The sequence below is a fragment of the Treponema sp. OMZ 840 genome, assembly GCF_050937815.1.
Classification (GTDB): Bacteria; Spirochaetota; Spirochaetia; order Treponematales; family Treponemataceae; genus Treponema_C.
This window is the reverse complement of the sequence record NZ_JACDIJ010000006.1, coordinates 39,914-53,706: the sequence shown is the minus strand read 5'-3', so window position 1 is coordinate 53,706 and position 13,793 is coordinate 39,914. Positions and strand designations below refer to the sequence as shown.

Annotated in this window: 13 protein-coding genes; 4 read left to right on the top strand and 9 right to left on the bottom strand. The window is 42.5% G+C overall.

Going from position 1 to position 13,793, the window contains the following annotated elements:
• Positions 1-30: 30 nt before the first annotated feature.
• The 5 genes from H0R92_RS09135 to H0R92_RS09115 form a co-directional block, all read right to left on the bottom strand.
• Positions 31-1,470, bottom strand: coding sequence for a four-carbon acid sugar kinase family protein (locus H0R92_RS09135; protein WP_432963548.1), 1,440 nt, complete (start codon positions 1,468-1,470; stop codon positions 31-33).
• The gene (locus H0R92_RS09130; protein ID WP_432963545.1) at positions 1,467-2,156 is read right to left on the bottom strand and encodes a cyclase family protein; all 690 of its coding nucleotides are present in this window, start codon (positions 2,154-2,156) and stop codon (positions 1,467-1,469) included. Before H0R92_RS09130 ends, H0R92_RS09135 begins: the two co-directional genes overlap by 4 nt.
• Positions 2,157-3,968, bottom strand: a complete 1,812-nt coding sequence (locus H0R92_RS09125) for an alpha/beta hydrolase family protein (protein WP_432963543.1) — start codon at positions 3,966-3,968, stop codon at positions 2,157-2,159.
• Between the two features lie 13 nt (positions 3,969-3,981).
• Positions 3,982-4,872: an NAD(P)-binding domain-containing protein gene (locus H0R92_RS09120; protein ID WP_432963540.1), complete on the bottom strand. Its 891-nt coding sequence runs from the start codon at positions 4,870-4,872 to the stop codon at positions 3,982-3,984.
• Between the two features lie 66 nt (positions 4,873-4,938).
• Positions 4,939-5,085 carry a hypothetical protein gene (locus H0R92_RS09115; protein ID WP_432963537.1) on the bottom strand — a complete coding sequence of 49 codons (147 nt, stop codon included), beginning with the start codon at positions 5,083-5,085 and terminating at the stop codon, positions 4,939-4,941.
• Positions 5,086-5,098: 13 nt separating this feature from the next.
• On the opposite strand from H0R92_RS09115, the gene H0R92_RS09110 reads away from it, so the two are divergent.
• Both H0R92_RS09110 and H0R92_RS09105 read left to right on the top strand, forming a co-directional pair.
• The gene (locus H0R92_RS09110; RefSeq protein WP_432963534.1) at positions 5,099-5,536 is read left to right on the top strand and encodes a hypothetical protein; all 438 of its coding nucleotides are present in this window, start codon (positions 5,099-5,101) and stop codon (positions 5,534-5,536) included.
• Positions 5,537-5,615: 79 nt separating this feature from the next.
• Positions 5,616-6,053 (top strand): Dps family protein, encoded by a 438-nt coding sequence (locus H0R92_RS09105; RefSeq protein WP_432963531.1) that lies wholly within the window; start codon positions 5,616-5,618, stop codon positions 6,051-6,053.
• 98 nt (positions 6,054-6,151) lie between these two features.
• Here the strand turns inward: H0R92_RS09105 and H0R92_RS09100 are convergent, their stop codons facing one another.
• From H0R92_RS09100 to H0R92_RS09085, 4 genes are all read right to left on the bottom strand, one after another.
• Positions 6,152-7,345 carry an ABC transporter permease gene (locus H0R92_RS09100; protein ID WP_432963528.1) on the bottom strand — a complete coding sequence of 398 codons (1,194 nt, stop codon included), beginning with the start codon at positions 7,343-7,345 and terminating at the stop codon, positions 6,152-6,154.
• Between the two features lie 17 nt (positions 7,346-7,362).
• Entirely contained in the window at positions 7,363-8,322 is a 960-nt protein-coding gene (locus H0R92_RS09095; RefSeq protein WP_432963525.1) for an efflux RND transporter periplasmic adaptor subunit, read from the bottom strand.
• A gap of 48 nt (positions 8,323-8,370) precedes the next feature.
• Positions 8,371-8,727: a thioredoxin family protein gene (locus H0R92_RS09090; RefSeq protein ID WP_432963522.1), complete on the bottom strand. Its 357-nt coding sequence runs from the start codon at positions 8,725-8,727 to the stop codon at positions 8,371-8,373.
• 102 nt (positions 8,728-8,829) lie between these two features.
• Positions 8,830-10,062, bottom strand: coding sequence for an alkaline phosphatase family protein (locus H0R92_RS09085; protein WP_432963519.1), 1,233 nt, complete (start codon positions 10,060-10,062; stop codon positions 8,830-8,832).
• 82 nt (positions 10,063-10,144) lie between these two features.
• On the opposite strand from H0R92_RS09085, the gene thrS reads away from it, so the two are divergent.
• Positions 10,145-11,899, top strand: coding sequence for a threonine--tRNA ligase (gene thrS, locus H0R92_RS09080; protein WP_432963516.1), 1,755 nt, complete (start codon positions 10,145-10,147; stop codon positions 11,897-11,899).
• Between the two features lie 119 nt (positions 11,900-12,018).
• Entirely contained in the window at positions 12,019-13,776 is a 1,758-nt protein-coding gene (locus H0R92_RS09075; protein ID WP_432963513.1) for an aminopeptidase P family protein, read from the top strand.
• Positions 13,777-13,793 lie beyond the last annotated feature (17 nt).

The window sequence follows — 13,793 nt, the reverse complement described above, 5'->3', positions numbered from 1 at the left end:
GTTATAGTATTTTTTTTATATTTTCAACACTTACATGAGTTTTTCGTATGCTTCTTGTAAAGTGTTTGTTCCGCCTACATTTCCGGGGAAAATAACGTAGGGTATGCCGGGAAATACCGATTCGGGACCTAGTTGCCAAACGGGCACTCCCGGACAAAGCTGCCCCTGAACGGTTGCCTTCCGCACTCCAAGCGCTTTTGTTCCTATATCGCTTGATGTGATACCTCCCTTCGCAATGATAAAAGCCGGTTTTACGTTCAGATGCGATACAATACTTTGTAATGCATGAGAAATCTCCACCGACCGCTGAAGCGCGGCTTCTTTGGTATCGTTTGTAATCGATAAAAGTTTCCGTTTTGTAAATACAGCTGCGCTTATTCCCGTCTTTATGGATTTTTCAACTTCATTTGTTACACGTTCTATTTCTTTTTGCAGCAATTCTTTTTTCAACACAAGGTCGGAATCAAAAGGAACGGCTGTAACCTTTCCCGTATCAAGCAGGGTATAAAGCTGTTCCGTTGTTTTTTGTGTATGAGAACCGACGATTATCAAACCTGCACAATTATCGTCTTGTATATTAAGTTCTTTTCGCGTTAATAACGGGCGATCCGCAATTCCGCCCATTTCTTTAACCAGTGCGGCCGCCGACCTGAAAATGAATTTTTTACCCTTAGCTATTGCACGGTATGCAGCTATACAAAAAACTTTTACATCAAAAGCATCCACAGCATTGACAACTATTCTTTGAAAATTCCGTGCGCTCATTAACTGTGCTTCTATTTTTTCAAATTGCAGTGTTCTTAAATCAGCCAAAGATATGGAAACTACATCGGAGGCTTTACATCGTCCTTTGGTTTTTTCTTCAATATAGTTACATAAATCGGAGGCGCTGTATCCGAAAGTTTTATCCTGTGCAAATTCCGTTTGTCCTGCAGGAATCAAATTATCTCCGTATTGAACATAATGCGTGTTATCGATAGTAAAACGGCCGCCCTCCTTAAAAAAGAAACACAAAATTTCACCGTCTATTTTATGCTTCAATTTCGATTCGAAAACTTCGCGCATTATCTCCGTTTCCAGAGGATAATGTCCCCGTAAGGTTGAATCGCTGCGGCTTATGAGCAAAAAATCCCGTTTTAATTCTTTAGATACGGAGATGATTGTTTGCGTGACGGCACGGTGTAAAATTTCGCTTTCATGCGCTGATAGGCTTCGAGAGTTCGTAAGAATATAAAAAAGCGGATTTTTTTCTAAAAATCCTGCCGTAATACTTTCTTTATCCCAACGAGTATATACGGAAACATCATGGACTGTTTGAACACCCGTCGGATCATCGTCAAGGACTACTATTTTCCGATTGTTTTTTTGAACTTCTTTTTGTAAAAGCTCTGTAACGGTATCTTTGTCATATTCCGGTAATTTTTCCGAAATATCTGCAAAAGAGATGTGTGATTTACTCGAACAATTCATTTTATTTTCTCCGAATCAGTTTCAAATGCTATAACGGTAACGGGAGCGCTGTCTATGCCCTTAATAAAAAGCGGTAAAGCAATAACTTTATCAAGGGATTTTCTATATACGTTTTCCAAATTCAACTCTTCAATGACGGTTATGTATCTGTTATGAAAAGTACCCATAAGGTATTTATGAGCAAGAATTCCGTCTTCCAAATTCGGATATGAAGTGACGCTTATCCAGTCAATTCCGATGCACCGTATATTATCAAATTCATCCATAAAATACTTACATAAAGAACCGGATAACCCCGGCCCTTTGTTTGAATACGTATCGGGATCCGATTTTCTTTTTTCGGCAAATCCCGAGCGGATGCACAATAAGTCACAAAGTGCGATTTTGTCTTTAAATGGAAGTATCATTTCAGTGGTTAAGAGCTGTCCCGCATCCAAAGGAATATCAAGAATCAACGGATTATTAAAAATAAAAAAATCAACGGGAATTTCGGATATGGATACTCCTTTATCAAAAAAATGTTTGGGAGCATCCATATGAGTTCCGAAGTGATTGAATATTTCAACCGTTGAAGTATTGCAAACATCGCCGTTTTCCATACGTGCAAAGGGTTTTATCCGCATTGTCGGAGAATTCGGAAAGGGCGGATCCGATTCCGTAAGAATGTGGGACAGCAAATGTATCATTTAGAACCTCCCGATAACCTGTCCGGCTGCTTGGAACCATAAAATTAAAAAAGTTCCGACAAAAGCACCTGCATAGATTCGACGTGTTTTTCTGTACAAGGTAACAAGAATAAAATTAATTATGATAAATTGAGGAATCATAACATTAAGCATCATCATCCATCTTCCGGCATAAGCACCTAAGCCCAAAACATCAAGCCCCGGACCGATTTGCAAATAATTCGGGATAAAATGGATAAGCCACAAAATCATTAAACCGCCGACAGAAGAAATAACATTTAAAAGCCACCAAAATAAAACCGTTTTCTTTTCGCTGCCGTATTCTTTAAGCTTATTTTGTCCGAAAAGGAATATTCCGTTGTTTACAAAGAAAAACATAAAAACGGGAACAAAATAAACAAATACATATGCTGTTCTTCTTAAATCAAAGGCTTTCATAAAGGGCCAAAGGCATCTGAGTTCGGTATTAAAGAAAAATCCGCACATAATCGTAAGTACATACATAGAGCCTACAAGGATACCTGCAAATAATATATTTTTGCCTATATCGTGTAAACAAAGGGTTTTATTTTCCGAATAAGCATATTCCATACGGCATGCATTTACTTTTTCTTTATTTTTGCCGGCTGTAACGATTTTCCAAATAATATACGCAGCGACAGCAATCAGTGAGCTGAAAAACATCCAGTGAGTAATACCGTTTGTCATTTCCATTCTTGCAAACGGAAAATATTGAATGATTTTTGTACCGGGTCCTCCTCTTTTTGCGAAAAACGGGTAACAAAAGACCGTTAAGATAATATTTACGATTGCCGCAAACCACCACATACTCGTTTTTTCAGGATACGCATTTATTTGACCTTTACGTGCGATTGAAGAAAAAAAGGAGGATGCAAGTAAAAGGTTTGTTAAAGGGATAATAAGAGACAATGTAAAAAGCAGCATGATAAAACCGAAAATCTCTTTATACATATAGGTTTGCTTTGACGGATCAAAAAAATAAGGATTATCGGGCTTTTGGAGTGCTTGGTGAAACCATTCACATACAGACGCATTCGCTTTTTTGTTTACCATAACTCCCAAATGGGTACCCTTAACAAGTTCAATTCGGCGGGCGGAACCGTCAGCGAAATTACCGTAAGTTTTATTCCACTCAATATGGCTGTTTTCAGGAAATCCGAATGCTTGTAATCTTTTAGGATGACTTCCGAGATCTTTAACAGGCCATGTCCTTTCTCTGTAGCCGCCTATTTCTTCATAAAGTCCTTGTACCATCATATAATTATGCAAGTCGGGATTTCCGGCAGAAGCGCTTAATCCTACAATCGCTTTGTGATCCGGATTCCAATTTCCTAAGGCTATCGAATTCATTCCTCCCGTTGAATGTCCGAAAATACCCAAATTTTCTTTATCGACAAAGGGCAAAGATTTTAGGTACGCATAGCCGTTATTGGCTCCACTTTTTGTCTTATCGTTTACTTCTCCTTGTGAGTAACCGTGTCCGAGTTGATCGATAGATAAAACAACAAATCCTCTTTTTGCCAGTTCAAGCATTCCGAAGGTACTCGGAGCTTCTTTGTCACTTTGATAACCATGTAAAGCCAATATACCCGGAAGAGGATTTTCACTGTTTGCAAATTTCGGTCGGTATAACTTTGCCGTCATCACTTCTTGTTCTTGAGTCATAATCTTAAGATATGAAACATCGATTTTTCCCCAATCGGTATCGACCATTCGTGATAGAAAACCGAAAAACAAAACGCAGATAACCGCTACGGTTATCCAAATCCAACTACCTTTTTTTTGTACCATGTTATTCCTCCTATTATTTCCCTGTTTTTACTTCCAAACAGGATATTTTTTCGTAATATTTTAAAATTGCACTGTGATCTTCCGATTGTAATCCCGACTTTTGCAGTGAAATCATCATTTCGTACAGTTGTGCCGTCAAGGGCAAGACAGCTCCGCTTTTATGCGATGTTTTAAGGACATTTCCGATGTCCTTTTGATTTATATCGAGTCTGCCGCCGGCTTTGAAATTCCGCGTAAACATTTTTTCTGCCTTTGCTTCCAAGACAGTGCTGCCGGCAAGACCTCCGCGTATAGCTTCATAGACAATTTTCGGATCGATCGAACAGGAAGCTGCAAGACAAAAAGCCTCGCATACAGCGGCGATATTGAGATTGACGATTATTTGATTTGCAAGCTTGACTGTAGAACCGGCACCGTTTTCTCCGACCCAAGTAACTTTTTCCGCAAAGGTATTAAGGATGGGATATATGTTTTTAAGAATATTTTTATTTCCTCCGGTCATTAGCGCCAAGGTACCGTCAATTGCCTTCGGTTCGCCGCCGCTTACAGGGCTGTCAAAAAAATATACGCTTTTAGCATCGCAAAGCTGTCCGATTTTTTTTGCCGTATCGGGATCTATCGAGGAAAGATCAAAAATAACGGCTTCTTTTTTTATATGCTCCAATAAACCGTCTTTGCCTAAAATAACTTCTTCTACATGGGCTGAAGCAGGTAACATTGTAAAGGCTATATCAACTGTTTTTGCAATTTCTGTAATACTTTGTGCCGCTTTGGCTCCTAAGGCCGCCAGTTCTTCAACGGGTTTCGAGTTGATATCGTAACATAAAACCTTATATCCTTTTTTGAGGATATTTTTTACAATCGGTTTTCCCATTATCCCCAATCCTATAAAACCTATTTCCATATCAAGCTCCTAAAAAAACAGTAATATTTTAACTTTTTAATATTTTTTAAGTTATTTTTTAACTGTTTAAGTATAAAGCTGAATTCTAAATGCGTCAAGAGAAATATTTTCATTATTTTTCATCGTATCTTTCCCGGAAAAATACGATGAAAAAAGAACAAGGGAAGGTGTGTAAAAAACCGATATTTCCCTTGTGTTTGTATTTCCTTCCATGCTATTATAAGCTATGACAAACGAACAAAACCTTGAAAAAATACGTGATGCCCAAGCCGTTCTTAACCGCCTTTTTCCCCTTATAGACAGCGCGGAAAAACAATTTAAAAGTGCGCGCAACTGGGGTTTTATCGATATTTTCGGCGGCGGCTTTATCGTTGATATGATAAAGCACTATAAACTCGGTTCGGTTTCGGAAACGATGAATAACATTCAAGCTTTGCTGCAAAACTTGCAAAGCCTCATATCACACATATCGATACCGACCGATTACAGTATGAATGTGGGCACTTTTTCTGCCGTCGCAGACATTGTGTTTGACTGTGTTTTTACCGATGTGTATATGCAGTCTAAAATTATGTCAAGTTTAAAACAAGTACAGGATTTGCGTACGCAGCTTGAACTCTTACAACAAACTTTGCAAAAGATTACCGAACAACATTTTAGTTGACGATCCGCTTTTCTTTGGTTATATTATCAGTATCTAACTTTATCAAATATCCGGCAGGATATTGTACGGAGGTAATTAATTGAGTAACGTAACAAAGCGATTGTCTGTTCACACGGCGGATTTTGCGGTACTATATGTAAAACTGCATAATTATCATTGGCATGTAAAAGGTTTGGAATTCAGACCCATCCATGAGCTTACGGAAAGCTACTATGAAAAAATGACCGGAGCTTACGATGCGGTAGCTGAAAGACTTTTACAACTCGGCGAAAAAGCACCTTCAACTATGAAGGAATACCTTGAAGTTTCCGGCATCAAAGAAGAAGGTGCAAGAACCTTTACTCCTGTAGAAGTAATTAAAATGGTTCTTGCCGATTTTGAATACTTGGCAAAAGAACTGCAAGTAACCAGAACCGAAGCTGCCGACAATAACGATTCGACCACCGATTCAATTTTGACGGGTCTTATCGAACACTTGGAAAAAGAAATCTGGATGTTAAAATCCATGCAAAACTAAAGAGATGCGGTGTCTTGCGGAAAAAATGCGGACACCGCTTTTTTATTTATGGAAAACCGCTAAAAAGCAAACAAGGTTTTTGTCGTAGCCCTTATACCTTAATCGCTGAGCGCTTCAACCGGATCGAGGTGGGCGGCTTTTAATGCCGGATTCAATCCGAAAAAAATACCCGTCGAAACCGATACGATAAAGGCCACAATCGTTCCGGTCAAATTAAAGGCAAATACGAATTCAAAATCTTTCGGAAAAACAAAGTTTATCACAAAAAAACAAATGAGAATGCCCAGTATAACGCCGACAGTACCGCCGGTAAGAGTAAGGGTTGCCGATTCGACTAAAAACTGATTACGGATATCGGCGTTTGAAGCGCCCAACGCCTTTCTCATACCTATTTCGTGTTTGCGCTCGGTAACGGTTACAATCATGATATTCATAATGCCGATGCCGCCGACCAAAAGCGAAATAGCCGCAATCGAGGTGAGTACGATGTTTACGATAACCAGAATTTTATTGTTTTCCTGCAGCATACTTTTTGCAGACGATACCCACAGTGCGTTTTGTACCCCCGTTTTTTTATCCGTATAATCGCGTATAAGGCGGCTTACTTTGTCCGCATCGTTTTCATTAATCAGTTGTATGTCGGCACGAAATATCCGCTGCACGGGCTTTATTTTTTTTGATACAAAAGTACGCGGAATAAAAATAGTACGGTCAGGACTGTACGTCCATACATCTTTGTGTTTTAAGACGCCGGCAACGGTCAGCGTAAAATTCGCTTTATTCGTATTAAGCGTAATTGTTTTTCCTACGGCATTGCCTTCAGGGAAAAGCGTTTCGGCGATACTTTTGCCGAGTACAACTTTATGCGCTCCGTTTGCAAAGTCCGCCGGTAAAAGAGATGTACCGTAGTCGATTTCATACCGGTTTGCTTCGATAGCTCCTTGTTCGCAAGCGGAAATACGCGCATCGGTTGAAAAATTGGTACGCAATATGCGTTCATTAAAATCGTAAAAATAAAAAATATTTTTTATACCGTCGACGTTTTCCGTCAATTCGCGGCGAAACTCTTCATTAAAGGGCAGTTTGCGCGGAGCTATTTGCCAATGTTCAAGAATCATCATATCTAAAGTAAAACGGCTGAATATTCTTTTCATACTTGCATCCAAAGAACTTGCCATTGTCGTAACGATAACCACCGCCGTAACGCCGATAACGATTCCCAAAAGAGATAAAAAGGTACGTGTTTTGTTTGTCTTGAAATTTTGCAAAGCATTTATAAAATCTTCAAACATAAACTTACTGCCGCTTTTTAACCTTCTTCGCTTTGATCTTTAAGCGTATCGCCTTCGCTTAAGCCCGATGTAATTTTTAGAAAACCGCGTATGTAGGGTTCAACGCTTATTTCAACTTCTTCGGTTTTGCCGTCTGCAATTTTATCGGCAAAGGGAACGCCTTCTTTATAGCGAACCGCATTTTGCGGTATGGTTAAAATCTCTTCATCTTCGCCGGCAACAATAAATCCCGAAAAAGAATAACCGGGTAAAATACTTTCCGGAGGCTCGTTTATGCGGATTTTTGTATCGAGAACGGCGGCCCCGCGTTCGGTGATACGCGCTACCGACGGGAATGCGGTAATTTCGGCTTCGACTTTTAAGTCCGGTTGAGCCGGAAATTTCAGTTGCACACGTTGTCCCACTTTAAGACGGGATGCATCGCTTTCGACTACTTCGACGGTTGACTGTAAATATTCGCGGTTTATCAAGGTGCCGAAATTATCTTGGGCTTTGGCATATTGGCCTTCTCTGATTTTTAAAAGTGCAACGGTTCCGTCAAAACGGGCGTATACTTTTCTGTCGGCGATTTGTTTTTCCAAAAGCTTTTTTTGCTGTTCCATAAGTTTAAGCTTTTTTGACGGGCCGTTCACCGCTTCTTGCTGAAAAGCAAAGTTTTGTTGTGCGAGGTTGTATTCTTGAACCGTACTGTCGAGGGCAAATAATAAATCGCCTGCACGTACTTTGCCTCCTTCTTTTACCGCAACGGTTTCAACGATTCCTTCTCCCGGAGCTTGCAGGGTTTGTACTTGTGCAGCTTCTATATAGCCGTCGATTTCGATTTTATTTGAAGAAACTTCTTTTTTTACTATAATCGGAGGAAGTTCCGTTTTTTTATTTTTTTTAGGCAGTGCAAAGCGTATAATCAAGCCGCCTGCGGCCAGTATAAGGGCGCAAACGACAAATAACCGCTTTTTTTTATTATGTTTTGTCCGCATTATAATTCCTTTTGCACAAGCGCGCAAAAATGTACGTTTTTTTTCGTTTTATCTGCGCTTTTTTATAAACGAAGCGATTTCGGTTTTTTCCGGAACGCGCCCCGTACAAACAACTTTCCCGTCTATCACAAGGGCGGGCAAATGTATAACTCCATAAGCGGCAATAATATTTAAATCATCGATATGCAAAGCCCGCTCTTCGCTGCCGTTTTGTACAAATGCGGCATCGACTTTTTCTTTTATTGCCGAACAAAGAGAGTCGTTTGTTCCCAGAATTTTTACACCGCAAGAATTTTCACGTATAAAATCTTCGGCCTCCGAAAAAGAAACCGAAGATGTATTTTTTGAAAAATCATCCTGCGAATTATAAAACATATCATTTTCTTTTTTTCCGAATAAAAACATTGTATTCTCCTGCGCTTACAGTATACAAAGAAAACGTATTTTTGTCTTTACACCGACAAAATCCTGTTTTTTCTACAACCTCTCCCTTGTTCCGAAAACGCACTACGGAAGAGCGATGAGGGGAACAATCATTTCTTCGGCCGTTAAACCTGCATGATGACTTTTAAAATGATTCGACTTCGGGCTGTCAACCAGGGTCAAATCCGAACAGGCAACGGCAAGATAATCGCCCAACGAATGGGCTAAAGACGGGTGCTCTTTTCCCGGTCCGAAAAGATTCATTTCCGCCGCTTCTTTTCGGGAAAATAAAATAAATTCGGCATCGGCGGTTTCAAAACGCTGTCCGGCGGCTTTAGGCAATTTTTTTGTGCCGAAAAGATTTACCGGCAGCACTGTTTTAAAAAACGAAGAAAAAAGTGTAGGAAACTCGTTCAGATATTCGGGTTTGACGAAAAAGTTTACCGCCCGCGCTTCGATAGAAGGCCGCCGTCTGAGCATGTGCTCCAAATCCGGATATCGGGTCAGTTCGGTATTACGCACCGGAATATGACCGTGATCCGCCGTAACAAGTACCAATGTATCGCGCGCCGCAGGGTTTTGCTTTAATCGGCGGCAAAAACGCTGTACGGATCGATTGATATTTTGTACACAGTTTTTCGCTAAAAAACCGTAGGTGCCGCTTATATGCATAATTTTATCCGGCTGCTCATGATAAGCATAAATATACTTTTTTCCCGGCAGCGAACAAAGACGAAATACTTCATCGAACATTCCTTTAGCTGTTTTAGTTACATTCGTTCCGTATCGCGATACGCTGTAAGCCTGCATATCGTGTGCCGCGTTTTCGTCTTTTTGTGCAGTACCGGAAAAAGTTTGTGCATTGATGTGTTCATATACGCTTTTATAAGGAATATCCTTGCGTCCGACATGATACGGTGCCGCTTGCAGGGTCGTATCTTTAAAAGTATTGGGAAACACGTTTACATTTGCATCAAGCGACGGAAAATACAGTGTCCACCCCAGCCATCCGTGTTCCGCAGGCGTTAATGCGCTTTCAAGGGAAGTTGTAGCCGCTGTCGTTGTAGGCGGGAAAACCGAAAAAAGCGGACAAAGCACGTGTTTATGTAAAAAAGCCGTCGAATCCAAATGCCGATTCAGCACCTCAAGTCCCATACCGTCAAATAAAAACAATACGATATTGCGGTATGATTTTTGCGCGAACAGAGCATCCAATTCCGGTAAACTTGTGTGGTATGTACACCGGTTTGCATATTTAAGCACCGAAGATATCAGGTTTACCGAAGAATGTGTATAATCGGGAAATACAATCATCATATAAATTATACGGAATATGGAATAAGAGCGCAAGATATTACACCGTTGACACTCCTTCTTGAACGCTATATGCTGTACTATTATGGAAAACGAGCAAAAAAACGATAAACTCTATACTATCCGCCACAGTACGGCGCACGTTATGGCCGAAGCGGTGTTAAAGCTTTTTCCCGGTTCCAAGGTCGCCATCGGGCCTGCAATCGACACGGGATTTTATTACGACTTCGATTTGAGCCGCCCCATTCAAGAAGAAGATTTGGGCGAAATCGAAAAAGAAATGCGGCGCATTTTATCAAGTCCGCACGATTTTGTAAAAAAAGTCGTAAGCCGCGATGAAGCTTTGAAGTTGTTCGCGGAACAAGACTATAAAATCGAACTTATAAACGATTTACCTGCAGACGAACAAATATCGATTTACACCAACGGCGATTTTACCGACTTATGCCGCGGCCCTCACGTCGCAAATACCAAAGAAATAAACGCCCAGGCTTTTAAGCTTTTAAAAACTGCAGGCGCTTATTGGCGCGGAGACGTAAAACGTCCCATGCTTACCCGCATTTACGCGGCGGCCTTTGAAAAGCCGAACGATTTAAAAGCCTATCTTACGATGCTCGAAGAAGCCGAAAAGCGCGATCACCGCAAAATCGGCAAGCAGTTGGATTTTTTCCATATAGACGAAGAAAATCCGGGGCAAATCTTTTGGCACCCGAACGGCTGGACGGTGTACCGCATAATTGAAGATTACGTGCGCGAAAAAATCAAAGCGGACGGTTATGTGGAAGTAAAAACCCCCTACGTTATGCCGCGTTCTTTGTGGGAACGTTCGGGTCACTGGGCAAAGTATCAGGAAAATATGTTTATAACCGAAAGCGAAAAGCGCTTGTTTGCCCTTAAACCGATGAACTGCCCCGGACACGTTGAGATTTTCAAACAGCACATACGCTCTTATAAGGATTTGCCCCTGCGCATGGCCGAATTCGGCTCCTGCACGCGAAACGAAGCTTCCGGCGCCCTTCACGGTATTATGCGCGTACGCGGCTTTGTGCAGGACGATGCGCACATCTTTTGTACGGAAGCACAAATCGGCGAAGAAGTGGCGCGTTTTTGCCGCCTTTTAAAAGATATGTATAAGGATTTCGGCTTCGGCGAAGATAAGATTCTCGTTAAATTTTCAACGCGGCCGGAATTGCGCGTCGGTACCGACGAGGTATGGGACAGGGCCGAAAAAGCCTTGGAAGACGCGACAAAGGCAGCGGGCTTAAGTTACGAATTACAGCCCGGAGAAGGCGCTTTTTACGGCCCTAAACTGGAGTTTACCCTTGTAGACGCTTTGGGCCGCGGATGGCAATGCGGTACGATCCAAGTCGACTACCAGCTTCCGTCGGCGGAACGCTTAAATGCCGAATATGTCGGAGAAGATAACATCAAGCACCATCCGGTTATGCTTCACCGCGCGGTTTTGGGGTCTTTGGAACGCTTTATCGGCATTTTGATTGAAAACTACGCGGGCGCCCTTCCCGCATGGCTGCAATATGAGCAGGCGGTCGTTATTCCCGTTTCTCCTGCGGCCGAGACTTACGCAAAAGAAGTGTTCGAAAAAATCAAAGCGGCCGGTATCCGCTGCGATATAAATCTCGGAAGCGACCGCATAAACGGCAAAATAAAAACCGCCCAGCTAAAAAAAATACCCTATATGCTGGTTGCAGGCGAAAAAGAAGCCGAAACTGCGAGCATTGCCGTGCGTTTCCGCGACGGCCGCCCCCAAGAGCTTATGAAGGTTGAAAACTTTATCGCCTACGTAAAAGAAAAGGTTGAAACCCGCTTCGCCGGCATTTAAGCAACCCAAAAGGCCGTTAGGCCTTTTGGGTTGCTTCGAGTTTTTGATAACCGCTATAAAGGCGCGGTTATCAAAAACATCGCGGCTAAAATGAAAAACAGCGGTTAAAAGAGGTTAGTATGAATATTCCCGAACGTATTGCCGCCCTGCGGCAAAAAATGAAAGAATGCGAGTTTGACGCATATATTATTCCCTCATCCGACCCGCACCAAAACGAGTATTTGCCGGCACCCTATAAAACCCGCGAATTTATGTCCGGCTTTACCGGATCGGCGGGTACCCTGCTTGTAACCGCAGACAAGGCGGGCTTGTGGACGGACGGGCGCTATTTTTTGCAAGCCGAACATCAGCTTAAAGGAAGCGGCATAACACTGTTCAAAATGGAAGAACCCGGTGTTCCGACACTGAACGCCTTTCTTAAATCCGAATTCAAGGCGGGCGCCAAAATCGGCATGGATGGAAAGGTTGTTTCCCTTCAAAACTACGAGGCTATGCAAAAAGAGCTTGAGGGCATGGAACTCGTTACCGGGCGCGACCTTGTAGGCGATATTTGGAAGGATCGCCCCGAACCCGTATTAAGCGAAGCCTTTATTCTCGGTAACGAATATGCGGGAAAAAGTGCCGCCGAAAAAATCGCCGAAGTACGGGCGGGCCTCGCCGAAAAAGGGGCGGACGCAACCCTTATCGGTTCTTGCGAAGACATCTGTTACCTTTTTAACATACGCGGAAACGATATTCCCTGCAATCCTGTCCTTATCTCGTATGCCTTGATTGATAAGACGCGGGCCGTTCTTTTTATAAACGAAAAACAAATCAATGAACACGTGCGCGCCTTTTTGCAAAAAGAAGGGGTTACAATCGCTCCTTACGAATCCGTTTTTTCGGAAGCCGAAAAACTTGAGGGAACGGTGTATCTTGACGGCGCACGGACAAACGTCTATGTGCGTTCAAAAATAAAAGCGCGCATTGTGCAGGGCTTAAACATAAGTTCGGCTTTAAAAGCGGTAAAAAATTCGACGGAATTACAAAACCTTGACGACACAATGGAAAAAGACGGGGCTGCAATGGTAAAACTCCTTAAATGGGTTGAAAATAATGCCGCAGCGGGAATCAGCGAATACGATGTGAGCACAAAGCTTTTGGAGTTCAGAGCCGAAGGAAAGGACTTTATCGAAGCGAGTTTTGAAACCATCAGCGCATACGGGCCGAACGCGGCAATCGTTCACTATGCCCCCGCCGAACAGGGAAGCGCGGTTTTACAAGCGAAAAGCTTTTTACTTTTGGACAGCGGCGGTCACTATATAAACGGCACCACCGATATTACGCGCACCGTTCCGCTCGGCCCCCTTACCGCACAGGAAAAAGAAAGCTACACCCTCGTCCTTCAATCTCATATCCGCCTTGCCCTCGCTCAATTTAAAGCGGGCACAACAGGCCTTTCCCTCGACACGATAGCCCGCCTTCCCCTGTGGGAGCGCGGCATGGATTACAATCACGGAACGGGACACGGGGTCGGCTATCTTTTGCCCGTACACGAAGGGCCGCAGTCGATTTCAAAGCGCTATATCAACGAAGCGATAAAACTCGGTATGGTTACCTCAAACGAGCCGGGCTACTATGCGGCGGGAAAATACGGTATCCGCATCGAAAATCTTGTTGTAACCGTTCCGGCGGAAAAAACCGAGTCGGGAGAATTTTACCGCTTTAAGACGATTACCCTTTGCCCGATAGACACTAGGCCCCTTGTGCCCGGCATTTTGTCGCAGAGAGAAATTGACTGGCTCAACGCCTACCACGAAGAAGTGCGCACGCGACTTTCGCCCTATTTGGACGAAGAACACCGTCTGTTTTTGGAAGAAAAAACAAAGAAGCTTTAGAAATTAAAACTCCGATT